We start from the raw sequence: 22,509 nt of genomic DNA, 5'->3' as shown, positions 1-22,509 counted from the left end.
GAAACAAGCACTTATCGGAAAACAGCAGGAGGCAGAATGGAAACGCACAGGCGTTCAATTGTGAAGGCGGTGATTTGGAACATCCTGGGGCTGGTGATGATGACACTGGTGGGGCTGATCGTGACCGGGTCGGTCAAGGCGGGCGGAATGATGGCGCTGGTCAATACGGCCATTGGATTCACTGTTTATCTGATCTACGAGCGCGCCTGGTCGAAGATCCAATGGGGGCGCAGCCATGTCTGAAGGATGCCGGGACTACATGCCGCGCGGCGTTGAGTGGAGCACACTGGCGCTGATCCTGGCCTGCCACGGCGGCTGGCTGGCGGCGCTGTGGCTGTTGCCAGGTGTCAGCCTGGCGCTGACCGTGCTGGCGCTGGGTGTGATGGCGGCGCTGCATTCCTCGCTGACTCATGAGGCGCTGCACGGGCACCCGTTCCGCAGCCGCTGGCTGAACGAGGCTTTGATGTTCTTTCCGCTCAGCATGGCGATCCCCTATGGCCGCTTTCGTGACACCCATCTGGCGCATCACGAGGACGAGGCGCTGACCGACCCCTATGATGATCCGGAAAGCAATTTTCAGGATCCGGCGGTCTGGGCCCGGCTGCCCGGCTGGCGCAAGGTGCTGCTGCGGATCAACAACACGCTTTTGGGCCGGGTGGTGCTGGGGCCGCTGATGGGGCAGGTTTGCTTCATGGCGGGCGACTGGCGGCTGGCGCGCAGGGGCGTTCCGGGGATTGCCCGCGACTGGGTCCTGCATGTCCTGGGGCTGGTGCCGGTGATCTGGGTGGTGCTGCAATCGCCGGCGCCGCTGTGGGCGGCGGTGCTGGGGGCCTATCTGGGTCTCGCCATCCTCAAGATCCGCACCTATCTGGAGCACCGGGCGCATGACACCGCCCAAGGCCGCACTGTGGTGATCGAAGACAATGGGCCGCTGGCCTTTCTGTTCCTGAACAACAATCTGCATGTGGTGCATCACATGCACCCCGGCGTTCCCTGGCATGCGCTGCCGCGCCTTTACCGCACCCGCCGGGCGGAGTTCCTGGCCGCCAATGACGGCTATGTCTATCGCAACTACCTGCAGATTTTCCGCAACTACCTGCTGCGGGCCAAGGACCCGGTGCCGCATCCGCTCTGGCAGCAGGGGGAATAAGCGCGCATAAGCGGGAGCATGTTAGCCTGGATCCCCGTTTCCATCGCCGCTGCCTCCTTTCAGACCGTGCGGTTCATGCTGCAGAAGGTCCTGAGCAGCGTGACGCTGTCGCCGGGCGGAGCCACCTTCGCCCGGTTTGTCTATTCCGCGCCATTCATCCTGGCGGGGCTGGCAGTGTATCTGGCCGTTTCGGGCCGGTCCTTGCCAGCCCTGCCGCCCGCGTTCTGGATGTTTGCCGCCATCGGCGGCACCGCGCAAATCCTGGCGACGGTCTGTGTGGTTGCCCTGTTCAAGCAGCGCAATTTTGCGGTTGGCATCACCTTCAAGAAAACCGAAGTCATTCAGACCGCCATTGTTGGGCTGGCAGTTCTGGGCGATCCGGTCAGCCTTGGCGGCTGGGCGGCGATCCTGATCGGGCTGGCGGCGGTGCTGGTTCTGTCCCGGGCGCCGGACGCAACTGGCGCCTGGTGGCACCATCTGACCAACCGCGCCGCACAGCTGGGGCTGGGATCGGGGGTGCTGTTTGCTTTTTCCGCCGTCAGCTACCGCGGGGCGTCCTTGCAGCTGGGTGATCTGGAACCGGTTTTTCGCGCCGGAGTGACCTTGGCGGCGGTGGTCAGCTTGCAGACGCTGTTCATGGCTGTCTGGCTAGGGGTGCGGGACCGGGGCGAGATTGCCCGGGTCTGGGCCGCCCGCCGGGTGGCGGTCTGGGTGGGGCTGACCAGCATGGGCGGCTCGTTCTGCTGGTTCTGGGCCTTCACGCTGCAGAACGCCGCCTATGTCAAGGCGGTGGGGCAGGTGGAGCTGTTGCTGTCGCTTTTGGCTTCGGTGCTGTTCTTCAAGGAGAAGGTCACCGCGCGCGAGCTGGCGGGCATGGCGCTGCTGGTGGCATCGATCCTGGTGCTTGTTCTGGCCCTGTGAGCGGAAGCGCCAGCGGCTGTGGTTCCGGAAGAGGTTATCCGTCGGCAGGCATCGGGTAGCCTTTGAGACGCAGGAACAGGCTGGCTTCGTCGTTGTTGTGGAAATAGGGAACGCTTTGCGGCGGCTCGGCGTCGCGGACGCGGGCGGTGACTTCGGCCAGCACCACCTCGGTGATGAAGGGCAGATCAAAGCTGCGCACCTGGCTGAGCGGGATCCATTGCAGATGCGACAGCTCATCCGCGGCGCGGGAGAAGTCATCCAGATCGCCGGTGATCTGATCCGCATCAATCAGGAAAAACCGTGCATCAAACCGGCGCGGGCGGCCCGGCGGGGTGAGGGCGCGGAACACGAACTGCATCGCCTTGGCTGATGGCAGATGGCCAGTGGCGGCGAACTCCTGCCAGTCCTTGGGAATGTCTTCCTGCCACTCACCTGGTTCGCCCAGGATCAGGCCGGTTTCCTCCCACAGCTCGCGCACCGCGGCGACGCTGAGGGCGTGATGCACCCCAGCGGGTGCCTTATCTGCGAGGCGTTCCTGGCAGACGGGCGGGATTGGCGAGGCCAGAGGGACTTGCGCGTCCTCCACGTCCACGGCACCGCCGGGAAAGACAAATTTGTTCGGCATAAAGGCAGCCTTGGCGCCGCGCTGGCCCATCAGCACCTGCGGGTCATCGGACATCCGGCCGCGCATGGCGATGACGGTTGCCGCATTGCGGATTGCGGTCTTGTCGGTGGTGGTCTCACCACTGGGAAATGTCTTGCTCATCGTCTTACTGCCCTTTTACTGCCGGGATACCCTTGTCGAACCCGTGCATGCGCCGCGCCCATTGATAGGCAATGACAATCCCCTTCATCCGCGGCAGCAGATACAAGGAAGAGGCAACGCAGCCAATCGTGAATACCGTGAACATCACCAGCGGTTCGGGCCGCCAGGAGAAATAGACCACATGCATCAGGGGCGCCATGATGTGGCCGACGATCAGGATCGTAAGATATGCAGGCCCGTCATCGGCGCGTGCGTGGGTCAAATCCAACCCGCAGCTGCTGCAGCTGCTGTTCACCTTGAGATAGGAATGCAGCAGCTTGCCCTCGCCGCACTGGGGGCATTTGCAGCGCCAGCCCTTGGCCAGGGCGGGCATAGTGGGGCGTCCACTCTCTGCGTCTGAGGGTATTGCGGCCTGGGGTTTGGCCTGCGACTCGGTCATGAAGATTTCCTGTGTGCTAGGCATATCATTGCGCGCTTCGCCGCCGCGGTAAAAGGGGAAAGGCCTGGTGTTGCGCCGGTTTGCCGCAACGTGCGGGGCAGAAGGATTATTTGGGATTTCCGCGACGGATCTGCCGGGCAGCTGCGTTTTTCTTATGCATCGGGCAGCAAGAGGCTGCCGCAGAACAAAGGAAAGACGACATGAAACACGTCAACTTCATCGCCGTGATTGTTGCCGCTGCAGGTGTGGCCGCAGGCGGCGCGGCCCTGGCCAAGGGCTATGGCCACCACGGGCCGAAGATGTCCTTTGAGGAAATCGACACGGACGGCAATGGCGAGGTCACCAAGGCGGAAATCCAGGCCATGAAAGAAGCCCGTTTCAGCAAGGCGGATGCTGACGGCGACGGCAAACTGACGCTTGAGGAAATGCAGGCGCGGGCGCAGGAGCGGGCCAGTGAACGCGCCGCCCGGATGCTGGAACGCTTTGACACGGACGGCGATGGCGCGTTGAGTAAAGACGAATTGCCAGGGCCGCGCCGGGCGGGCAGGATGTTTGACCGGATGGATGCGGACGGCAGCGGCGGGATCTCGAAGCAGGAATTCGACGAGGCCCGGATGCGCCACGGCGGCAAGCACCGTCATGGCCAGGGGAACGGGGACGAAACGGAGCAGAACTGATCGCTGAGACGTGCTGTACAAAGCTGAAATTTTCCGGCGCCGGGCCCCTGATGCGGGCCCGGCAGCTATGAGCGCCACGGCAGAGGAGGTCTCTGACGATGCGCTTTTGGTGCTGTTCGCCAATGGCGACGGACGTGCCGCGGCAGAGCTGACGGCACGGCTAGGACCGCGGGTCTTTGGCGTGGCGATGCGGGTGATGGGGATCCGCGCCGAGGCCGAGGACGTGACCCAGGAGGCGATGCTGCGCTTGTGGAAGATGGCGCCGGAGTGGCGGCCGGGAGAGGCGCAGGTCTCCACCTGGCTGTACCGGGTGGCGATGAACCTGTGCATTGACCGCAAACGGCGCGCCCGTGGCGGCTATGTGGATCTGGATGCGGTGCCCGAGCCGCCGGACCCGGCGCGCTCGGCTGCCGAGGCGCTGCAGGAGGGGGCGCGGCAGGATGCGCTGCAGACGGCGCTGATGCAATTGCCCGAGCGGCAGCGTCAGGCAGTGGTGCTGCGGCATCTGGAGGAACTCTCCAACCCGGAGATCGCCGGCATCATGGACATCAGCGTCGAGGCGGTCGAAAGTCTGACCGCCCGGGGCAAACGGGCGCTGGCCGCGGCTTTGGCCGGGCGGCGCGAAGAATTGGGGTATAATGATGGCTGACACGGATAAAACACTGCAAGAGCTGGACAATCTGTTTGCCGCAGCACGCAGTCAGCCGCCGGTGCTGGCGGAGCGTCTGAATGCGGCCATCCTGGCAGATGCGGAGCGGGTGCAAGCGGGCTTTCAGGCAGCGGCGCCGGCGCAGGCGCCCCGGCAGCCGCTGTGGCGGCAGCTGATCGAGGCGCTGGGCGGCTGGCCTGCGCTGGGCGGGCTGGCGGCGGCCAGCGCGGCGGGCCTGTGGATCGGCATTGCGCCGCCCTCCTTTGTGCCCGACCCCGTGGCGCTGGCGGGGTATGAGGACAGCAGCACCGCGCTGCCCGATGACAGCTATGACATGGCGGTGATGTTGAGCGGGGATCTGCAATGAGCACTGCATTGAACACCGGGGGCCAACCCGGAATGAAGCTGTGGCTGAAACTGCTGCTGGCGGCGTCGCTGGCGCTGAACCTGGCAGTGATCGGCATCGCGGCGGGGGCGGCCTGGCGGTACAGCGGCAAGGACCGGCACTGGCAACGGCCGCCAACGGTCGGGGCGATGATCTTTCGCGAATTGGACCGCGACACCCGCAAGGCCTTGCGGCAGGAGGCGGGCGGGGGGCACGGCAGTTACTTCAAGCGCCGTCATGCCGAAGGTGCGGCGGTGATCGACGCGCTGCGCAGCGCGGATTTTGATGCTGCCGCATTGCTGGCGGTGCTGCAGACCCAATCAGAGGCGCGCCATGTGTTCCATACCAAGGTGCAACAGGCCTGGGTGCGCAAGCTTGAAGCGATGACCGCGCAGGAGCGGGCTGCTTTTGCCGATCGCATGGAAGAGCGGATTCAGCGGCGCGGCGGGCGGCGGCATGAGCGGCGCAGCGGGCGGGATTAAGCCCGCAGGCGTGCAGCTGCAGCCGTTTCCTCCTGTGTGTGTTACACACTGAAGGCAGCCTGTGTGTCCTATACAATGAAGGCAGCCCGTGACGGCTGCCTTTTTCAGGCCGGCAAAGTTACATCGTCCAAGGGCCTTAAGCGGCCTGGATGCACTCCGGCGACAAGGTCACCTGATTGCGCCCCGCATCCTTGGCGTTGTAGAGCGCCTGATCGGCTTTCTCGACCAGTGCGGCGGTGCTGTCTTCATTGCCGCCGCCGCCCATGACGGCGCCGATGCTGATGGTGATCCTGACCGGCTCATTGGCGCCGGGCACCTGGAACGGGGTGCTGTTTATGGCATTGCACAGGGCAATGGCGGCCAGGCCTGCCTCGGCCTCGGTGGCGCCGGGCAGCACCGCCATGAACTCCTCGCCGCCGACGCGGGCCAGCAGGTCTGCCGGGCACAGCACCGCCTGCATACGGCGGGCGGCCTCGATCAGCACGGCATCCCCGGCCGGGTGGCCGTAATGGTCGTTGATCCGCTTGAAGTGATCGAGATCGGCCAGCATGACGGCAAACTTTTCGCCGTTTGCAGTGGCGGAATGGGCCACCCGGTCCAGGAAAGGTTTGGCGTAGCGGCGGTTGTAAAGACCGGTCATCGGGTCCAGCACGGCTGCCCGCAACCCGTTGCGGACGCTGTCGCGCAGCCGGTCCTTGCGGGCCTTTTGCTGCAGCTGGGCAGTAAGGCGCAGCTGCAGCTCCTCGGCATCAAAGCCGGATTGCAGCACGTCATGTGCGCCGCGGTCCAGGGCCTCGGCGGCGATATGCGGATCAGCCGGGTTGGGCACGGCAATCACCACCGACTTGCGGGTGGCGGCGCGGGCACGCAGATCCGCCAGCAGGCGCAGGCCGGGGCCGGCCGAGGCCTCTGTCAGTTCGATGATGATGGCATCGGCCACCGGGGCCTGCATCAGCCCTTGGATGTCGCTGATGGAATGGGTGCGCAGATCATAGGGCAGGCGGGTGGCGAGCCGGTCGCGCCAGGCCATTGCGTTGCGGGGATCCTGCGCCACCAAGGCAACGGAGGCATTGCGCAGATCCTCGGCGCAGGTGCGGTCGCTGAGCGGCAGGATGAAACCATGCGAGGCATCGCGCTGCAGGTTCAGCTCCTCGGTGCTGCTGCGGGCGCGCAGCAGGCTGCGGATGCGGGCCTGCAGGATCACGTCGTCCACCGGCTGCTGCAGCACATCGTCGATGCCGGCGGCCAATGCCTGCAGCCGGGCTTTGGATCCCTCCCAGTCGGTGACCGCGATCACCGGCAGATCGCCCAGTGTTTCATCCCCGGCCAATTCGCGTTTCACATCCGCAGCGGAGCCATCAGGCAGCGACATCGCGCAAAGCACCAGGTCGGGGCGGTGGCGGCGGGCGGCCTGCAGCACTTCAGCCACGCTGCCGGCCTGGACCACATCGTAATAGGCCGCCGCCAGCTGTACCTTCAGCATGATGCGGTTGGTGGAGACGCCGTCGATGACCAGGATGGTGCCTTGCACGCGGTATCCTTTCGCCCCTTGCAAATCCTATGCCTTACAGTTTTTGCTGAGACTGGTTAAGAAACCCTTTCGGATTTTTACTAAATTGGCCGCAATGCGGCAGGAGTGTGGAGAACATGCGGAATTCCGCCGATGGAGCAGAGACGCTTGCGCTGAAAGCTTTGGCCTGGCTGGCCGGCAATGATGAGCTTTTACCGGTGTTTCTGGGAGCAACCGGCGCCAGCGAGGCGGATCTGCGCGCACAGGCGACCGAGCCGGCGTTTCTGGGGTCGGTGCTCGATTTCTTAATGATGGACGACAATTGGGTGATGCAGTTCTGTGATTCCGAGGGCCTGGCCTATGAGGCGCCGATGCAGGCGCGGATGTCGCTTCCAGGCGGTGAACAGGTTAACTGGACTTGAGATTGACCGGCCCTGTGCCTAGGGTCCGGTCCGAATCCAGCGGAAAAAGGACCCGCCATGCCTGTTGATGCTCTTCTGTTTGATAAAGACGGGACCTTGTTTGACTTTGCAGCGACTTGGGACGGCTGGGCTGCAGACCTGCTGGAAACCCTGTCCAAGGGCGATCAGGGCGCCAAACAGGCAATGGCCAAGGCGATCAGTTACGACCTGGAGCGTGAGGCATTCAATCCGGACAGCCTGGTGATTGCCTGTTCCAACGATGAAGTGGCAGAAGCCCTTGCGCCTTATGTTGCGCATATGGATCTGGACGAGCTGACGGATTTCCTGGCGGAAAGTGCTGCCGGGGCAGAGCTGACGCCGGCAGTGCCGCTGGCGGCGTTTCTCGACAGCCTGCTGGCGCGCGGCAAGGTGCTGGGGGTGATGACCAATGACGCCGAGAGCTCTGCCAAGAGCCAGCTGCAGCGGGCAGGCGTACTGGACCGCTTTGCCTTTGTCGCGGGATGCGACAGCGGCCATGGGGCCAAGCCGGCGCCGGATCCGCTTTTGGCCTTTTGCAAGGCTGCGGGCGTCTCTCCCGGCCGGACGGCCATGGTCGGCGACAGCCGCCATGATCTGGAAGCAGGGGCGGCGGCGGGAATGCAGCGGATCGGCGTCCTGACCGGCATGGCCCTGCGCGATGAGCTGGCGCCGCACGCAGATATTGTGCTGCCCGATATCGGCCATATCCCGGCCTGGATGGACCGCTGATCCTCCACTGATTCCCGCGTTTTGAACCGGGGACGCCCGTTTTTGCCGGCGTGCAGTCTTGTACGCCGGTTTTTGCTGCGGCATACTGGGCACAAGTGTACAGAAATATCTTGAACCGCCGGATCGCATGGCAAAAACGACAGCGATAGTCGGGTTTGGACTGTTTTCGGCGGGCGGGATTGGCACAGTGAGTGGCTATCGGCATTTTTGAAATTCGGATCCAGGGGAGACCGGTATGGCAGACACAGGTGCCCGCAAGAAGCGGGGCGGAGGCAGGGCAGGCGCAGCGGCCCGGCGCGGCAGCGCTGCGCTGGAGCAAATGCCCTGGCAGATCCCGGTCAACATCGACCGGCCGACCGAGCCATTGAGCGAGGAAGGCGTGATGGCAATCCACGAGGGCGCCATGCGTATCCTGGAAGAGATCGGCGTGGTTTTCCTGAACCCGGAAGCGCTGGAGATCTTCAAACAGGCCGGCGTCAAGGTCGAGGGCGAGCTGGTCAAAATGGACCGGGATTTTGTGATGGAGATGGTGGGCAAGGCCCCGCGCGAATTCTCGATCACGCCGCGCAACCCGGACCGGACCATTCCGCTGGGCGGCAATCACATCCTGTTCGGCAATGTGTCTTCGCCGCCGAACTACTGGGACATGGAGCTGAACAAGAAGGTGGCAGGCAACCGCGAGCAATGCCGTAACTTGCTGAAACTGACCCAGTATTTCAACTGCATCCACTTTGCCGGCGGCTATCCGGTGGAGCCGGTGGACCTGCATGCCTCAACCCGGCATCTGGATGTGCTTTACGACAAGCTCACGCTCACCGACAAAGCGATGCATGCCTACTCCCTTGGTAAGGAGCGGGTCGAGGACGTGATGGAGATGGTGCGGATTGCCGGCGGGCTCAGCCACGAAGAATTCGATGCCAAGCCGCATATGTACACCAACATCAACTCCACCTCGCCGCTGAAGCACGACTTTCCGATGATCGACGGCTGCCTGCGGCTGGCGCGGCGCGGCCAGGCCATCGTGGTGTCGCCCTTCACGCTGGCAGGCGCGATGGCGCCGGTGACCATGGCCGGTGCGGTGGCGCAGTCGATCGCCGAGAGCCTCTGTGCCATTGCGCTGTTCCAGTACGTGCGCCCCGGCACTCCCTGCGTGATCGGAACCTTTACCTCGAATGTGGACATGAAATCCGGCGCGCCGGCCTTTGGCACCCCGGAATACATGCGCTCGACCCAGATGACCGGGCAGATGGCGCGGTTCTATGGCCTGCCGATGCGTTCCTCTGGCGTTTGCGCGGCCAACGTACCGGACGGGCAGGCAATCTGGGAGACCTCGAATTCGCTGTGGGCGGCGGTGCAGTCGGGCACCAACATGGTCTATCACGCGGCCGGCTGGCTGGAGGGGGGGCTGATTGCCAGCCCCGAGAAATTTATCATGGATTGCGAGATCCTGCAGCAGATCGAACGCTATATGCAGCCGCAGATCTCTGCCACCGGCCCGGAAGAGATTGCCCTGGATGCGATCAGGGAGGTCGGCAATGACGGTCATTTCTTCGGTATTCAGCACACCCAGGACCGCTATTCCGAGGCCTTCTATCAGCCGTTCCTGAGCGACTGGCGCAACTACGAGGCCTGGGAGGCGGCCGGTGCAACCTGGACTGCTGAGCGCGCCCACAAGCTGTTCAAGGAGATCATCGCTGATTTCGAGGAACCGCCGATGGATGCAGCGGTCCGCGACGAACTTGCGGATTTCGTCACCCGCCGCAAGGCCGAGGGCGGCGCACCGACAGATTTCTGAGCCATCGGGCCTATCACCAGCAGGAAAAGCGGAGGCAGCCCCTCCGCTTTTTTATGCGCGTTTATGCGCGGGCTGCAGGTTTCGAACACAGCGTGCCGGCTGCAGGTTTCGAACACAGCGTGCCGGCGGCAGGTTGGAAGCCGCCGGTTCGGCGCGGATGCACAGCAGCAGGCTTGCCTCCTGGCGCCAGCCGGTCCAGTAGGGAAAGGCGCCTGAACGGTCCAATGCGGGAGTGCAGGTGCGTGCAATTTTGAAGTTGGTTTCAGATGTGGCTGGCCGCAGGGCCGGCTGCCGGGCAATGGCCGCGCTGCGCATATGGCCGGTGTCTGCTGCCGGGGGTGCAGGGTTCGTGCAAGAGTTGATTATGTCAGAAGAAACGCGCGCGGCTTATCGTACAAGTTCGCTTTGTTGGTTCTTTCTTAACCTGCAGGCGTCAAGACTGTGGCAAAGGCAAAGAGGGGCCATTGTATGCACGGTCTGATCAATAGGGCGATTCAGGCTTTTGTGACCAGTACCTACGGGGCCGACCGCTGGGAAGAGGTTATGGAAGAGGCAGGGCTTGGGTTTACCGAGTTCGAGGCGATGCTGTTCTATTCTGAAGAGCAATCGAGCCAGATGCTGACGGCGATGGAAAAGGTTCTGGCGCGCCCGCTGCCGGAAATGCTGGAGGATATGGGCACGTTTCTGGTGTCCAATCCGCAGGTGGAGGCACTGCGGCGGCTGCTGCGTTTCGGCGGGGTGAATTACGTCGAGTTTTTGCATTCGCTGGACGACTTGCCGGACCGGGCCCGGCTGGCAGTGTCGGATTTGCACCTGCCGGGGCTGGAGCTTCTGGAACAGGCACCGGAACAGTTCGAGCTGGTTTGCCAGCCTGGGCTGCCTGGCTATGCCTATGTTCTGATGGGGGTTCTGCGGGCGATGGCCGATGATTACGGTGATCTTGTTTTCCTGGATCACAGCGGCAGTCAGGACGGGGCGGAGGTGATTGCGATCACCCTTATCGAAACCGAGTTCGCCGCCGGGCGTGAATTTGATCTGGGGGCGCATTCCTTATGATGACTCTCGAGCAGCTGACACAGATGGCAGGCGTGATCTGCCCGATGTACGTGATTGCCGATGCCAAGGGGCGGATCACCTCTGCCGGGCCGACGCTGAAAAAATTGCGCCCGCAATTGAACTGGGAGGGGCGGCGGTTCTTCCGGGTGTTCGACTTGTCGCGGCCGCGTTCGGTGCGGTCGATAGAAGATCTGGTGAGGACCTCCGGGAGCAAGCTGCATCTGCAGTTCCGGGATGGGCCGCAAACCGGTCTGAAAGGCGTTTGCACGCCGCTGCCTGACGGTCAGGGCGCTTTCATCAATCTGTCCTTTGGGATCTCCGTGCTGGAGGCCGTACGCGATTATGATCTGACCAGCGCTGATTTTTCGCCAACGGATCTGACCATCGAAATGCTCTATCTGGTGGAGGCAAAATCGGCCGCGATGGAGGCGTCACGCCAGTTGAACACGCGGTTGCAAGGGGCAAAGATCGCAGCCGAGGAACAAGCCTTTACCGACACGCTGACCGGGTTGAAGAACCGCCGGGCGATGGATCATGTGCTGGGCCGGCTGATCAACGGCGGCCGCGAATTTGCGTTGATGCATTTGGACCTGGACTATTTCAAGCAGGTCAATGACACGATGGGCCACGCGGCTGGTGATGCGGTGCTGCAGCAGGCGGCGCGGATCATGGTGGAATGCACCCGCCAGTCCGATACCGTTGCCCGTGTCGGCGGCGATGAATTTGTTATGATTCTCGAAGGTGTTCTGGACACGGCCAGGCTGGCTGCTATTGCCAAACGGCTGATCCAGCGGCTGGAAGAGCCGGTTCCGTTTGGCGCCTTGACGTGCCGGATCTCGGCCAGTGCCGGCACCACGCTGTCCACCTGGCAAAAAGTTCCGGATGCTCATCAACTGCTGAACCAAGCGGATATGGCGCTCTATGCAGCCAAGCGCGCCGGACGGGCGCAGCACTTTTTTTACCGCGAAGGCATGGAGAAAGAAGACGCATGCGGCATCAGCGAGGCTGCCCAGCCGCAAGCAGCGGCACGGGGCCCGGCAGCCTGAAGATTACCGGTTTTTAAGATTGTGCGCAGACAGTGCAGCGACTGTCTGCCCCGGTCCTGGATCTCAGCCGCTGGGGTGCGATAGGCGGCCGCGTCTTGCTTGCCATCGGGGTGTGCGATGGCAAGCGCTGCGCTGAGTGCGGGATGCCAATTTCCTTGTGGAAGGTTTCGGGCTGTGCTGGTGTCCAGCATCCAGAACACCGGTACAAGGCCGGCTGCTGGCACCGAAAATGTCCCGAACGGGCCAGGGAGGCGACACCGCTTGGCGTGATCCGCCACTGGGTCATGCACACCGTGTTTTTTTGGGCTAGGACAGCTGCGGTTTTCTGAGGTTAGGACAGCTGCTTGAACCATAAAGCAGCCAAGCATCCCTGCGCCAACCGGCTGGATGCTACGCGTGTTCAGCTTAAGAGCGCATGTCAGGAGAAAGTGGCAGCCCGTAGGGGAATCGAACCCCTCTTTCCAGGTTGAAAACCTGGCGTCCTAACCGATAGACGAACGGGCCACGCTGTCTGTGAAGCGGTGTTTACTGATTGCCATGGCCGGGCGCAAGAGGTTTTTTGCGGAGGCACAAAGTTTTTCCATCTCCCGAGTTCAGTTGCTAAGTGGATGAAAGAACAGGAAAAAGCCATGCTTCAGCGGCTTGGGGAATGCGTCATTCATATGTGGGAAAAGTGGCAGCCCGTAGGGGAATCGAACCCCTCTTTCCAGGTTGAAAACCTGGCGTCCTAACCGATAGACGAACGGGCCACTCTATGTGTGAGCGGGTGTTTAGTCGCAACAGCTGGATCCCGCAAGGGAAAAAGCGGGCCTCAGTGAAGTTTCTTGTCCGCAGGGGATAAGCCTTTGAAAAATCAGGCTTCGGCGGCATCTTCCAGGCGCAGCTGAGGGCTTTGGCGACCGCCCCAACTGTTCACCTCCAGCCGGCCGGCAAAGTGGAAGCGGGCGCCGCCGTGTTCCAGCAGGCGGGGACCAAGCGCGGTGTCAAAGGCGCCAAAGCAGATCCCGTCCAATCCGCCGCCCATACCGTCGCTAAGGGAAATCTTCAGATGGCTTTCCCCCACCTTTTTGGCGAAACGCACCTGCAGATCCGGCAACGCATAGCGCGGGGCAGGGGCGCCGGCGCCAAAGGGGCCTGCCTGTTCGATCTGTTCGATCAGGTCTACCGTCGCGGCACCGGGCATCAGGGCGCCGTCCAGCTTTAGATCGGCCGGGCCGCCCTGTCCGGCGCCTTGTCTTTCCAACAGCTCCGACAGCCGCGCCATCGCCGGCTCCAGCTTGTCCCGCATGACAGTGAGACCTGCCGCCATCTTGTGGCCGCCGCCTTTGACCAGCAGCCCCTCGGCTGCCAGCCGCTGGATCGAGGCGCCCAGGTCGACGCCGGACACGGACCGGCCAGAGCCCTTGCCTTCCTCGCCATCAAAACCGATCACAACGGCGGGGCGGTTGGCGGCTTCTTTCAGGCGCGAGGCGACGATTCCGACCACGCCGGGATGCCAGCCTTCGCCAGCGGCCCAGACCAGCGGAGTCTCCAGCCCGCGGTCTTCCGCCTGTTCCAGGGCGGCGGCACGCACGGCGTTTTCAATGTCACGGCGTTCGGTGTTCAGCTCATCCAGCCGTTCGGCCAGGGCGGCAGCCTCATGCGGGTTGTCTGTTGACAACAGCCGTGCGCCAAGATCGGCCTTGCCGATCCGCCCGCCGGCATTGACCCGCGGTCCCAGCAGAAAACCGAGGTGATAGGTGGAGGGCGCCGAATCCATGCGGCTGACATCGGACAGGGCCACCAGACCGGGGCGTTTGCGCGCGCCCATGACCTTCAGCCCCTGGCGCACCAGCGCCCGGTTGGCGCCGATCAGCGGCGCCACATCGGCAACGGTGGCCAATGCCACCAGATCCAGCAAGGCCATCAGATCCGGCCCCTTGGCGCCTGCTTCGCGCATTTGCCGTCCGGCCTCAACCAGCATCAGGAACACCACACCTGCGGCGCAGAAATATCCAAGGTCGCCGCTTTCGTCCTGGCGGTTGGGATTCACCACCGCCACGCAGTCCGGCAGCGTCTCACCGCCCAGGTGGTGGTCCAGCACGATCACATCCGCGCCTTTGGCGGCAGCAATCGGCTCATGGCTGAGGGTGCCGCAATCGACGCAGATGATCAGGTCGTGGGCGGCGGCCAGCTCCTGCATCGCGGGCACATTGGGGCCATAGCCCTCGTCAATGCGGTCGGGGATATAAAGCGTGGCCTGCAGCCCCATCTGCCGCAGCCAGACCAGCAGCAGCGCGGCCGAGCTGCCGCCATCGACGTCATAATCGGCAAAAACCGCAATCCGCTCCTTGCGCCGCACCGCGTCCAGAAAACGGGAAGCTGCCGCTTCCACGTCCTTCATTTCACGCGGGTCGGGCAACAGTTCCTTCAGCCGGGGTTCCAAAAACCCCTTGGCCTCCATCGCCGGAATCCCGCGCCGGGCCAGCACCTGGCAGACAGACCGGGGCAGGCCGGTCTGCTGCGCCATCATCTCGGAGGCGCGGTCCATCTCCACACCGGGGCCGACCCAGCGCCGCCCGGTCAAGGACTGCTCAACACCCAAAAAGCTCATGCGTTTCCCCCATATGCAAAGGCCGGACCCAAAACGGACCCGGCCCTTCTTCTGGCTTTAAATATCCCTGCCGGAGGCAGCGGCGCAAGCCGCTACCAAGCGCAACGCTCAGCCTTGATGCGGCGCCAGCGGCGTGCGGTAGGACATGCGCCGCACCGAGCCGGTCTTTGAGCGCATCAATAGGGTGGTGGTCTCAACCCAGCCCGGTGTGCGCTTGATGCTGGGCAGCAGCGAACCTCCGGTGACGCCGGTGGCGGCAAAAATCACGTCCTGGGTGACCATCTCGTCGCGGGTGTAGATACGGTCCAGATCGGTGATGCCTGCCTTGGCGGCGCGGGCGCGTTCGTCGTCGTTGCGGAACACCAGACGGCAGAAGATCTGACCGCCCATGCATTTCAGCGCAGCGGCTGCCAGCACGCCCTCAGGCGCACCGCCCTGGCCCATATACATGTCGATGCCGGTAATCTCAGATTCGGCGCAATGCATGACGCCGGCCACGTCGCCGTCGGTGATCAGGCGGATCGAAGCGCCGGTTTCGCGTACCTCGGCGATCATCGCTTCATGGCGCGGGCGTTCCAGGATGCAGACGGTGATGTCGGAGGGCGCGCAGCCCTTGGCCGCGGCCAGCGCCTCAACCCGTTCGCGCGGGGACATGTCCAGAGACACAACGCCCTCGGCATAGCCCGGGCCGATAGCCAGCTTGTCCATATAGGTGTCCGGCGCGTGCAGCATCGAGCCGCGCGGCCCCATGGCGATCACGGTCAGCGCGTTCGGCATGTCTTTGGCGGTCAGCGTGGTGCCTTCCAGCGGGTCCAGCGCGATATCAACGCCCGGGCCGTTGCCGGAGCCGACTTCTTCGCCGATGTACAGCATCGGCGCCTCGTCGCGTTCACCTTCGCCGATCACCACGACGCCGGCGATGTCCAGCAGGTTCAGCTGCTCGCGCATGGCGTTCACGGCTGCTTGGTCGGCGGCTTTCTCGTCGCCGCGGCCGATCAGCGAGGCAGAGGCCAGCGCGGCCTGCTCGGCAACGCGGGCCAGGCCCAGCGACAGCATGCGGTCATGAAAAGGCGCGTCAGAAGTGTTCGATGTCATACCGGAAATCCTGTCTCAACGGGTCAGATGTGAATTGGGCGTTTAAAGCCGAATAGCGCGGGGCAGGGCAGGCTCGCAAGAGCAGATAGCGTTTACTGCGGCAGGAAAATCCAGCCGCAGTGACCAAAACCGCCGGTTTTCGGCCTATCGCGAGGCTCAAACCTCTTCAATGCGCAGCGCAACCGGGGTGCCGTCGACCACATCGGTGGCGGCGAGGCCGTCCAGTGCCGCATCCAGTGCGGCGCGGGTGCATTTGTGGGTGACGATCAGCACCGGAGCGGTTGGTTCGGAATGGCCGTACTGGCGCATCCGGTCGATGGAGACCCCGGCATCGCCCAGCACGGCGGCCACTTTGGCCAATGCGCCGGGTTTGTCCAGCAGTCCCATACGCAGGTAGAACGGCGCGGGCAGGCCGGTTTGCGCTGCGGGCACCTCTTGCAGGGTGCCGGCGGGCTGGCCGAAAGTTGCGATCCGCAGGCCGCGGGCCAGGTCCAGCACATCGCCCATTACTGCGCTGGCCGTCGGGCCTTCGCCGGCGCCGGGGCCGCGCAGCACCACTTGTTCGATCGAGTCGCCCTCAATCACCACCATATTGGTGCCGCCTTCCAGCTGGCCGAGCGGGGAATTCGCGGGCACCAGGCAGGGCGACATGCGCTGCTCCAGCCCGCGGGCAGTGCGTTGCGCCACACCCAGCAGTTTGATGCGGTAACCCATATCAGCGGCAGCATTGATGTCGTCCAGCTGGATGCGTTGGATGCCTTCCAATTGCACGTCGTCAAACGCCGGTTTGGTGCCAAAGGCGATCGAGGACAGCAGCGCCAGCTTGTGGCCTGCGTCGATGCCGCCCACGTCCAGGTTCGGATCGGCCTCCAGATAACCCAGACGGCCGCATTCCTCAAACAGGGCATTGTAGCCCTGGCCGGTGGCCTGCATCTGGGTCAGGATAAAGTTGCAAGTGCCGTTCATCACCCCCATGACGCGGGTAATCTCATTGCCGGCCAGACCTTCGGTCAGCGATTTGATCACCGGGATGCCGCCGGCCACGGCAGCCTCGAACCGGATGACCCGGCCTGCGGTCTCGGCCTGTTCGGCCAGCGCCTGGCCATGGATCGCCAGCAGCGCCTTGTTGGCGGTGACCACATCCTTGCCCGCGGCAAGTGCGGCCTCGGTTGCCGCTTTGGCAGCGCCTTCATGGCCGCCCATCAGCTCGACAAATACATCCACGTCATCGCGCACGGCCAGCGCCACCGGGTCGGTTTCCCAGGCGTAGTCTTTCAGCGAGACACCACGGTCCTTATTGGCGTCGCGGGCAGACACCGCCGTGATCACAACGGGACGTCCGGTCCGTGCCTCCAGCAGCGCAGCATGGCGGCGGATGATCTTCACCACGCCGATGCCAACCGTGCCCAAACCTGCAATCCCAAGACGAAGCGGTTCTGTCATAGCTGGAGGTCCTTTGTTCCGAAATGCTCAGGCCCCGCCTTAGCGGGTTCGGCGCGGGCGTGCAACGCTGCTGCCGCCTGCGTGCGGCACATGCGGAAGGGAAAGCCGGGAACGGCCTAAGATCCGGCGTTTTTCACCGCCTCGGCGCGGCGTTTCAGCCGGGCGCTGCGGGCGTCAAGCTCATCCTGCAGGTCTGCGCTGGCCTGCTGCGGCGGATCGAGCGGTTCCAGCGCGTCATCCAGCGGCAGCAGATCCGGATAGCCCGCGCCGCGCAGATCCGGGGTCAGCCGGTCCTCAAGCTCGGGCACGCGGGTGCAGGCAGCTGCGGTTGTCATAACCAGAAGACATGTAATCCGGACCCAAACCTGCATTGTACGAAATCCTGTGTTTTATCCTGGTGGTTCTAGGGTGTCCGGGGCCGCCGCACAATTGCTTTCCCGCCTGCATGTGCCGGGATTGGCTTGTTCGGGCCATAGGGGTATAGGTCAGACCATCTTTTCGGCATTCCCGCTCTTTTTTCTGAACGCGTGTTCAGTTACGGTCCGGTCATGGCACGTACCCAAGGCTCCCATTCCGATATCACCGGACCCAAAATCCGCGAGGCCGCTTTACGGCTGTTTGCGCAGCATGGCTATGCCGCCGTCTCAATGCGCCAGATCGCCAAGGAGGTGGGGGTGCAGGCCGGGGCGCTGTATAACTACACACCGGACAAGCAAAGCCTGCTGTTCAACCTGATGCAAGGGCATATGGTGGAACTGCAGGCGGCCTGGGACGCGGTGCCGCGGGCCGCGGGCGCGGCAGAGCGGCTGCGGGCCTTTACCGGCTTTCACATCCGCTTTCACCTGGAGCGCCCGGATGCGGTGTTCATCGCCTATATGGAGCTGCGCAACCTGACCGGGGAAAATTTCTCCGCCCTCGAATCGCTGCGCCGGGACTATGAGAACGGCGTGGAGGCGATCCTGAAAGAGGGGGTGGAGCAGCGTGTGTTCCGCATCCCCGATACCAAAATCGCCACTCTGGCGGTGATTGCGATGCTGAACGGGGTCAACACATGGTACCGTTCCGAGGGGCGTCTGACGCTGGATGAGGTCGAGAAGGTCTATTGGGACATGGTGCAAAAAGCGGTCAGCGCATGAGTCTTCTGAGCTTGCAAACCAAGCGGCTGAGCGCCGGGCGCTGGCAGGATCTGCCGGAGCCGGAACTGGCGGATCTGTTTGCGCCTAAGGTGGTGCAATGGCTGCCTGCCGGGTTTCAGACGCAAGACAGCGATCAGGCGCGCCGGGATTTCCTGGCGGCTGTATCGCAGCAAGCAGACATCGTTGCCTTGCGGCTTGCTGAAGGAAAGGGCATCGGGCTGTTGATCCTCTCTTATCCGGAGGAGGGCAGCCGCACCCGCAATCTGGGATATCTCCTGGCCGAAAAAGCCTGGGGCCAGGGTTTGGCAAGTGAGCTGATTGCCGGCTTGCAGGCACATTTCGGCGGCAGCGCGGTAACGCTGAGCGGAGGCGTCATGCAGGAAAACGCGGCTTCGGCCCGGGTGCTGGAAAAGGCGGGCTTCACGCCGGAGGCTGCGCAGGGCGAAACCGTCTACAGCTGGCGCGCAGACGGCTGACGCTTGCGTTTGCGGTTCAGCTGATCAGCCCGATCATGTCATAATGGTCGATCTGGCGGCTTAGCACCATCGGGTCTTCCTCCGGCAGCACATGCGGCTGTTCCCAATCCTCGCCTGCAAAGGCCTGCAGCGCGGCCACGCTCTCCCAAACCATGACGACGCAGAAGGTGGCAGGCGAGTCCGGCCGGGGTAGCCCGGCGGTGACCGAGACCAGCCCCGGCTGGCGGCGCACATGCGGAATGGCGCTGCCGGTCAGAAAGGCCTTGAAGTCCTCGATCCTGTCCTCGCGGACGGTGGCACGGAATACCCGGATAATCATCACTCCCCCCAACGCTTATTGGCGCAGGGAGTATAGCATACCGCGTCCGTTTTTGCGGACGCGGTTTTCCCGATCAGTGCGCGGGCTTTATAAACGTCCCGTTGCGCAGGTCGCGGAAGGCCTGTTGCAGTTCTGCCTGGGTATTCATCACAATGGGCCCGTGCCAGGCCACCGGCTCGTGGATCGGCGCGCCGGAGATCAGCAGGAAACGCACGCCCTCGGGGCCCGCCTGCACGGTGATCTCATCGCCGGTGCCAAAGCGGATCAGGGTACGGTCGCCGGACAGGTCACGGATATTGACCTCTTCGCCTGCAACTTCTTTTTCCAGCAAGACACCTTGCGGAGCAGAGGCATCAGCAAAAGCCGCCTGGCCTTCGAACACATAGGCAAAGGCGCGGCGGTAGGTGTCGACCGGCAGGGTCTTTTTCACGCCCGCCGGTATAAACACATCCAGATACTGCGGATCGGCGGCAATCCCGTCCACCGGGCCGCGCTTGCCCCAGAAATCTCCGACAATCACTTTCACCCGTGTGCCGTCGTCGTCGATGATTTCGGGTATCTCGGTGCCGCTCACATCCTGATAGCGCGGCGCGGTCATTTTCTCGCTGGCGGGCAGGTTACCCCAAAGCTGGAAGCCATGCATCTGGCCTTGCGCGTTGCCTGACGGCATCTCCTGATGCAGGATGCCGGAGCCGGCGGTCATCCACTGCACATCGCCCGCCCCCAGGGTGCCCGCATTGCCCAGCGAGTCGCCATGTTCGACCGCGCCGGACAGCACATAAGTTATGGTCTCGATGCCCCGGTGCGGGTGCCAGGGGAAGCCGCGCAGATAGTCTTCGGGATTTTCATTGCGAAAATCGTCGAACAGCAGGAACGGGTCCAGCTCTGACGGATCCTGAAAGCCGAAGGCGCGGTGCAGTTTCACGCCGGCGCCCTCGGTATGGGGCTGTGCCGGACGGGTTTCGAGTATCGGTCTGAGGGACATCTGCCTGTCTCCTGGGTTTTATGGACTGACCGCAAGATAGGCTGTGCGGTGCCGCTGGAAAACGGGCGTTGAAACACGGCTTCTGTGCGTGTGCGAACGGAGCGCTCCAGCCCGCAGGGCTGCCCGGCCCAACGGAACGCGGCGCCGCAGGCGTCAAGGCCGGGCGGGAGCGCCGCTTGGTATCGTCGCGGGTATCAACGCGGGCGGTGTTTATCCAGCGCTCGTCCAGATCGGTGATACCGCAATGACCGGCGCCGAAGAACTTGGCGATACGCTTTACTTCTGCGGGCATTTTGGCGGGATCATCGATCTCCAGCGCTTCCATGGCCACCGGGGTGCCGGGCCGGATGGCGGCCTGGAACCCCTCGCGGATGCCATCATGCGCCCGGCGGCCGGGCAAGGGGCCGCTGCTGTTCAGCCGAACAGCGATACAATCCAATCGCGTACCAGGGATACTTCGGCGCTGTTCGGGGCCTCTCCGGCGGCGGGCATCAAATAGTGGCCCTGACCCATGGGGATTTCTGCACCAAGAACCTGTGCCAGCCGGCCCTGCGACAGCGGCAGTTCGGCATAGCGGCGCATCAGCATGGCCACACCAGCGCCAGAGGCCGTCATTTCTATCGCCGCCAAAGAGGTGTCCACATAGAGCGGCGCGGTGCGGTCCTTCAGCGGCACGCCTTCTTGTTCGGACAGCCGCAGCCAGTGGTCCTGATAGCCGTGGATATGGATCAGCGTCTGGTCGAACAGCTGATCCACGGACCGCATCCGTCCGGCCAACTGCGGCTGCGCCACGGGGATCACGGTCTCAGCCGAAAGCAGATGCGCACGGCGGCCGAACCAGCCGGATGGCCCAAGCCGCAGGTCGATATCCACGTCCTCGTCCTGGGTGCTGTCGGCCCAGACGGCAGAGATAAGCCGGATGCGGACATGCGGATTGGCGGCGTGGAACACCCCCAGCCGCGGCGCCACCCACAGGACAGCAGTCGAGACCGGTGCCCGTATCGTCACCGTGCGGGTCTGCGCATGCCCCAGCAGCCCGCGGGTGGAATACGCGATATCAGTCAGCGCCTGCGCCACCGAGGGGTAATAGGCATGGCCCAGCTCTGTCAGTTCCAGATGGCGCGACCGGCGGATAAACAAGGTGATGCCAAAGCTTTTCTCCAGGCTGCGCACCTGATGACTGACGGCGGCCTGGGTCAGCCCCAGTTCCTCCGCCGCAGCGGTAAAGCTTTTCAGACGGGCGGCGGCCTCAAACGCGCGCAGCCAGACGAGATTGGGCAGGTCGGACATTAGTGTTGCAAATTTTTCTGGGGTCAGGCCGTTTTATTATTCGTTTTTATTTTGGCGGAGGTCAAGCTAGCCATATCGCAGTAGATCAGCCCCGGGAGGAAAACTCGAAATGGCAACCACTTTGAAAGTCGGCTTTATCGGCCTTGGCAATGTCGGCGGAAAACTGGCGGGCAGCCTGGTGCGCAACGGCTTGGACGTGGCAGTGCACGATTTGGACGCAGAACTGGTTCAACGCTTCGTGGAGCGCGGTGCCAAAGCAGGCGGCAGCCCGGCGCAAATGATGCAGGATTGCGATGCGGTCATCACCTGCCTGCCAAGCCCTGCGGCATCCGATGCGGTTGTCACCGAGATGCTGCCGCATGTGCAGCCCGGCAAGGTCTGGATGGAAATGTCCACCACCGACGTGGCCGAGGTAAAGCGCCTGGGCGCCCTGATCGTGGAACGCGGCGGTGCGCCGGTCGATTGTCCGGTTTCCGGTGGCTGCCACCGGGCGGATACAGGCAATATCTCGATTTATGCGGGCTGCGAGCGTGAGACTTTTGAGCGCATTCTGCCGATCCTGACCACCATGGGGCGCCGCATTCTGCATGTGGGCGAGGTCGGCAATTCGTCGGTTCTGAAAGTGATGACCAACTATCTGGCCAATATAAACATGCTGGCGGTCTGCGAAGCGCTGACGGTGATGAAGGCCTGCGGCATGGATCTGGGCATGACGTTTGAGGCGATTTCGATGTCGTCGGGCACCTCATTTGCGCATGAAACCGAAAGCCAGCTGATCCTGTCCGGATCACGCGATGTGAACTTCACCATGGATCTGGTGATGAAGGACATCGGCCTGTTCCAGACCCTGGCGGACCGCAGCAATGTGCCGCTGGAGCTGTCGCCGTTGATGATCGAGATGATGAAGGACGGCCAGCGCCGTTATGGCGAGCGGGCGCAGTCCGACCGGATGATCGAGCGTCTGGAAGAGGCCACCGGCCTATCCATCACCGCGCCGGGTTTCCCGCAGGAATTGATTGACGACGAACCGGAAGAGCCGGGCTATGAGGTGGTCGTGCGCCGCGTTGCTGCGGAGTAAGTTTCCCCGCTTGCACGGCCGCATCCAGCCCCTGCTTCGGCGGGGGCTG

Annotated in this window: 25 protein-coding genes and 2 tRNA genes; 15 read left to right on the top strand and 12 right to left on the bottom strand. The window is 63.4% G+C overall.

Annotated features, from left to right (window positions below; genetic code table 11):
- Window positions 1-36: 36 nt before the first annotated feature.
- From K3555_RS14240 to K3555_RS14230, 3 genes are read left to right on the top strand one after another with little or no spacing between them, the layout of a single operon-like run.
- Window positions 37-243, top strand: a complete 207-nt coding sequence (locus K3555_RS14240) for a DUF2061 domain-containing protein (protein ID WP_259986295.1) — start codon at window positions 37-39, stop codon at window positions 241-243.
- The gene (locus K3555_RS14235) at window positions 236-1,150 is read left to right on the top strand and encodes a fatty acid desaturase (protein WP_260005826.1); all 915 of its coding nucleotides are present in this window, start codon (window positions 236-238) and stop codon (window positions 1,148-1,150) included. Before K3555_RS14240 ends, K3555_RS14235 begins: the two co-directional genes overlap by 8 nt.
- Window positions 1,151-1,168: 18 nt before the next feature.
- Window positions 1,169-2,071, top strand: coding sequence for a DMT family transporter (locus K3555_RS14230; RefSeq protein ID WP_259986292.1), 903 nt, complete (start codon window positions 1,169-1,171; stop codon window positions 2,069-2,071).
- Between the two features lie 34 nt (window positions 2,072-2,105).
- Here the strand turns inward: K3555_RS14230 and K3555_RS14225 are convergent, their stop codons facing one another.
- Complete coding sequence (locus tag K3555_RS14225; RefSeq protein WP_260005825.1) at window positions 2,106-2,837, bottom strand: NUDIX hydrolase; 732 nt, start codon at window positions 2,835-2,837, stop codon at window positions 2,106-2,108.
- 4 nt (window positions 2,838-2,841) lie between these two features.
- On the bottom strand, window positions 2,842-3,276 hold the full coding sequence (locus tag K3555_RS14220; RefSeq protein WP_260005819.1) for a DUF983 domain-containing protein: 435 nt from the start codon (window positions 3,274-3,276) through the stop codon (window positions 2,842-2,844).
- 200 nt (window positions 3,277-3,476) lie between these two features.
- Between K3555_RS14220 and K3555_RS14215 the strand changes: the two genes are divergently transcribed.
- The 4 genes from K3555_RS14215 to K3555_RS14200 all read left to right on the top strand — a co-directional run bounded on the left by K3555_RS14215 (window position 3,477) and on the right by K3555_RS14200 (window position 5,469).
- Window positions 3,477-3,953, top strand: coding sequence for an EF-hand domain-containing protein (locus K3555_RS14215; protein WP_129371608.1), 477 nt, complete (start codon window positions 3,477-3,479; stop codon window positions 3,951-3,953).
- A 67-nt stretch (window positions 3,954-4,020) separates the two neighbouring features.
- A complete protein-coding gene (locus K3555_RS14210) occupies window positions 4,021-4,602 on the top strand; it encodes an RNA polymerase sigma factor (protein WP_134829342.1) in 582 nt (193 codons plus the stop codon).
- A complete protein-coding gene (locus K3555_RS14205; protein ID WP_260005817.1) occupies window positions 4,595-4,969 on the top strand; it encodes a hypothetical protein in 375 nt (124 codons plus the stop codon). The genes K3555_RS14210 and K3555_RS14205 overlap by 8 nt, the downstream gene beginning before the upstream one ends.
- Complete coding sequence (locus K3555_RS14200) at window positions 4,966-5,469, top strand: periplasmic heavy metal sensor (RefSeq protein WP_260005815.1); 504 nt, start codon at window positions 4,966-4,968, stop codon at window positions 5,467-5,469. The genes K3555_RS14205 and K3555_RS14200 overlap by 4 nt, the downstream gene beginning before the upstream one ends.
- A 136-nt stretch (window positions 5,470-5,605) precedes the next feature.
- Here the strand turns inward: K3555_RS14200 and K3555_RS14195 are convergent, their stop codons facing one another.
- Window positions 5,606-7,000, bottom strand: coding sequence for a diguanylate cyclase domain-containing protein (locus tag K3555_RS14195; RefSeq protein WP_260005813.1), 1,395 nt, complete (start codon window positions 6,998-7,000; stop codon window positions 5,606-5,608).
- Window positions 7,001-7,116: 116 nt separating this feature from the next.
- On the opposite strand from K3555_RS14195, the gene K3555_RS14190 reads away from it, so the two are divergent.
- The 5 genes from K3555_RS14190 (at window position 7,117) to K3555_RS14170 (ending at window position 12,045) form a co-directional block, all read left to right on the top strand.
- Window positions 7,117-7,401: a DUF3572 domain-containing protein gene (locus K3555_RS14190; protein ID WP_260005812.1), complete on the top strand. Its 285-nt coding sequence runs from the start codon at window positions 7,117-7,119 to the stop codon at window positions 7,399-7,401.
- A 57-nt stretch (window positions 7,402-7,458) separates the two neighbouring features.
- Complete coding sequence (locus K3555_RS14185) at window positions 7,459-8,148, top strand: HAD family hydrolase (protein WP_260005811.1); 690 nt, start codon at window positions 7,459-7,461, stop codon at window positions 8,146-8,148.
- Window positions 8,149-8,383: 235 nt separating this feature from the next.
- A complete protein-coding gene (locus K3555_RS14180; RefSeq protein ID WP_260005809.1) occupies window positions 8,384-9,943 on the top strand; it encodes a trimethylamine methyltransferase family protein in 1,560 nt (519 codons plus the stop codon).
- Window positions 9,944-10,411: 468 nt separating this feature from the next.
- On the top strand, window positions 10,412-10,999 hold the full coding sequence (locus K3555_RS14175; protein WP_129371600.1) for a heme NO-binding domain-containing protein: 588 nt from the start codon (window positions 10,412-10,414) through the stop codon (window positions 10,997-10,999).
- A complete protein-coding gene (locus tag K3555_RS14170) occupies window positions 10,996-12,045 on the top strand; it encodes a GGDEF domain-containing protein (protein WP_259994248.1) in 1,050 nt (349 codons plus the stop codon). Before K3555_RS14175 ends, K3555_RS14170 begins: the two co-directional genes overlap by 4 nt.
- Window positions 12,046-12,474: 429 nt before the next feature.
- Here the strand turns inward: K3555_RS14170 and K3555_RS14165 are convergent.
- The 6 genes from K3555_RS14165 to K3555_RS14140 all read right to left on the bottom strand — a co-directional run bounded on the left by K3555_RS14165 (window position 12,475) and on the right by K3555_RS14140 (window position 17,511).
- Window positions 12,475-12,549: transfer RNA gene (locus tag K3555_RS14165), tRNA-Glu, on the bottom strand.
- A gap of 170 nt (window positions 12,550-12,719) precedes the next feature.
- A tRNA-Glu gene (locus K3555_RS14160) sits at window positions 12,720-12,794 on the bottom strand.
- 104 nt (window positions 12,795-12,898) lie between these two features.
- Complete coding sequence (gene recJ, locus K3555_RS14155) at window positions 12,899-14,638, bottom strand: single-stranded-DNA-specific exonuclease RecJ (protein ID WP_260005807.1); 1,740 nt, start codon at window positions 14,636-14,638, stop codon at window positions 12,899-12,901.
- A 108-nt stretch (window positions 14,639-14,746) separates the two neighbouring features.
- Window positions 14,747-15,733 (bottom strand): class II fructose-bisphosphatase, encoded by a 987-nt coding sequence (gene glpX, locus K3555_RS14150; RefSeq protein WP_260005801.1) that lies wholly within the window; start codon window positions 15,731-15,733, stop codon window positions 14,747-14,749.
- Between the two features lie 156 nt (window positions 15,734-15,889).
- Entirely contained in the window at window positions 15,890-17,176 is a 1,287-nt protein-coding gene (locus K3555_RS14145) for a homoserine dehydrogenase (protein ID WP_259986251.1), read from the bottom strand.
- 116 nt (window positions 17,177-17,292) lie between these two features.
- The gene (locus tag K3555_RS14140) at window positions 17,293-17,511 is read right to left on the bottom strand and encodes a hypothetical protein (RefSeq protein ID WP_260005800.1); all 219 of its coding nucleotides are present in this window, start codon (window positions 17,509-17,511) and stop codon (window positions 17,293-17,295) included.
- A 213-nt stretch (window positions 17,512-17,724) separates the two neighbouring features.
- Here K3555_RS14140 and K3555_RS14135 point away from each other — a divergent pair, with 213 nt between their 5' ends.
- Together K3555_RS14135 and K3555_RS14130 are read left to right on the top strand one after the other, a co-directional pair.
- Window positions 17,725-18,312 carry a TetR/AcrR family transcriptional regulator gene (locus K3555_RS14135; protein ID WP_260005799.1) on the top strand — a complete coding sequence of 196 codons (588 nt, stop codon included), beginning with the start codon at window positions 17,725-17,727 and terminating at the stop codon, window positions 18,310-18,312.
- Complete coding sequence (locus K3555_RS14130; protein ID WP_260005798.1) at window positions 18,309-18,788, top strand: GNAT family N-acetyltransferase; 480 nt, start codon at window positions 18,309-18,311, stop codon at window positions 18,786-18,788. Before K3555_RS14135 ends, K3555_RS14130 begins: the two co-directional genes overlap by 4 nt.
- A 16-nt stretch (window positions 18,789-18,804) precedes the next feature.
- On the opposite strand, the gene K3555_RS14125 is transcribed toward K3555_RS14130, so the two are convergent.
- From K3555_RS14125 to K3555_RS14110, 3 genes are all read right to left on the bottom strand, one after another.
- Complete coding sequence (locus K3555_RS14125; protein ID WP_259994235.1) at window positions 18,805-19,107, bottom strand: antibiotic biosynthesis monooxygenase; 303 nt, start codon at window positions 19,105-19,107, stop codon at window positions 18,805-18,807.
- A 73-nt stretch (window positions 19,108-19,180) separates the two neighbouring features.
- Entirely contained in the window at window positions 19,181-20,092 is a 912-nt protein-coding gene (locus tag K3555_RS14120; protein WP_260005797.1) for a pirin family protein, read from the bottom strand.
- 414 nt (window positions 20,093-20,506) lie between these two features.
- A complete protein-coding gene (locus K3555_RS14110; RefSeq protein ID WP_260005795.1) occupies window positions 20,507-21,382 on the bottom strand; it encodes a LysR family transcriptional regulator in 876 nt (291 codons plus the stop codon).
- A 121-nt stretch (window positions 21,383-21,503) separates the two neighbouring features.
- On the opposite strand from K3555_RS14110, the gene K3555_RS14105 reads away from it, so the two are divergent.
- On the top strand, window positions 21,504-22,460 hold the full coding sequence (locus tag K3555_RS14105) for an NAD(P)-dependent oxidoreductase (protein WP_260008541.1): 957 nt from the start codon (window positions 21,504-21,506) through the stop codon (window positions 22,458-22,460).
- Window positions 22,461-22,509: the final 49 nt, after the last annotated feature.

Origin of the sequence: Leisingera sp. M527 (assembly GCF_025141525.1) — a bacterium.
Taxonomy (GTDB): domain Bacteria; phylum Pseudomonadota; class Alphaproteobacteria; order Rhodobacterales; family Rhodobacteraceae; genus Leisingera.
This window is presented reverse-complemented; position numbering and strand designations above follow the sequence as displayed.

Coding starts and splice junctions, on each gene's coding strand:
- K3555_RS14145 (WP_259986251.1), bottom strand. CDS start 17,176: ATGACAGAACCGCTTCGTCTTGGGATTGCAGGTTTGGGCACGGTTGGC.
- K3555_RS14190 (WP_260005812.1), top strand. CDS start 7,117: ATGCGGAATTCCGCCGATGGAGCAGAGACGCTTGCGCTGAAAGCTTTG.
- K3555_RS14215 (WP_129371608.1), top strand. CDS start 3,477: ATGAAACACGTCAACTTCATCGCCGTGATTGTTGCCGCTGCAGGTGTG.
- K3555_RS14175 (WP_129371600.1), top strand. CDS start 10,412: ATGCACGGTCTGATCAATAGGGCGATTCAGGCTTTTGTGACCAGTACC.
- K3555_RS14170 (WP_259994248.1), top strand. CDS start 10,996: ATGATGACTCTCGAGCAGCTGACACAGATGGCAGGCGTGATCTGCCCG.
- glpX (WP_260005801.1), bottom strand. CDS start 15,733: ATGACATCGAACACTTCTGACGCGCCTTTTCATGACCGCATGCTGTCG.
- K3555_RS14130 (WP_260005798.1), top strand. CDS start 18,309: ATGAGTCTTCTGAGCTTGCAAACCAAGCGGCTGAGCGCCGGGCGCTGG.
- K3555_RS14120 (WP_260005797.1), bottom strand. CDS start 20,092: ATGTCCCTCAGACCGATACTCGAAACCCGTCCGGCACAGCCCCATACC.
- K3555_RS14140 (WP_260005800.1), bottom strand. CDS start 17,511: ATGACAACCGCAGCTGCCTGCACCCGCGTGCCCGAGCTTGAGGACCGG.
- K3555_RS14210 (WP_134829342.1), top strand. CDS start 4,021: ATGAGCGCCACGGCAGAGGAGGTCTCTGACGATGCGCTTTTGGTGCTG.
- K3555_RS14205 (WP_260005817.1), top strand. CDS start 4,595: ATGGCTGACACGGATAAAACACTGCAAGAGCTGGACAATCTGTTTGCC.
- K3555_RS14200 (WP_260005815.1), top strand. CDS start 4,966: ATGAGCACTGCATTGAACACCGGGGGCCAACCCGGAATGAAGCTGTGG.
- K3555_RS14110 (WP_260005795.1), bottom strand. CDS start 21,382: ATGTCCGACCTGCCCAATCTCGTCTGGCTGCGCGCGTTTGAGGCCGCC.
- K3555_RS14125 (WP_259994235.1), bottom strand. CDS start 19,107: ATGATTATCCGGGTATTCCGTGCCACCGTCCGCGAGGACAGGATCGAG.
- K3555_RS14240 (WP_259986295.1), top strand. CDS start 37: ATGGAAACGCACAGGCGTTCAATTGTGAAGGCGGTGATTTGGAACATC.
- K3555_RS14220 (WP_260005819.1), bottom strand. CDS start 3,276: ATGACCGAGTCGCAGGCCAAACCCCAGGCCGCAATACCCTCAGACGCA.
- K3555_RS14235 (WP_260005826.1), top strand. CDS start 236: ATGTCTGAAGGATGCCGGGACTACATGCCGCGCGGCGTTGAGTGGAGC.
- K3555_RS14185 (WP_260005811.1), top strand. CDS start 7,459: ATGCCTGTTGATGCTCTTCTGTTTGATAAAGACGGGACCTTGTTTGAC.
- recJ (WP_260005807.1), bottom strand. CDS start 14,638: ATGAGCTTTTTGGGTGTTGAGCAGTCCTTGACCGGGCGGCGCTGGGTC.
- K3555_RS14225 (WP_260005825.1), bottom strand. CDS start 2,837: ATGAGCAAGACATTTCCCAGTGGTGAGACCACCACCGACAAGACCGCA.
- K3555_RS14180 (WP_260005809.1), top strand. CDS start 8,384: ATGGCAGACACAGGTGCCCGCAAGAAGCGGGGCGGAGGCAGGGCAGGC.
- K3555_RS14230 (WP_259986292.1), top strand. CDS start 1,169: ATGTTAGCCTGGATCCCCGTTTCCATCGCCGCTGCCTCCTTTCAGACC.
- K3555_RS14135 (WP_260005799.1), top strand. CDS start 17,725: ATGGCACGTACCCAAGGCTCCCATTCCGATATCACCGGACCCAAAATC.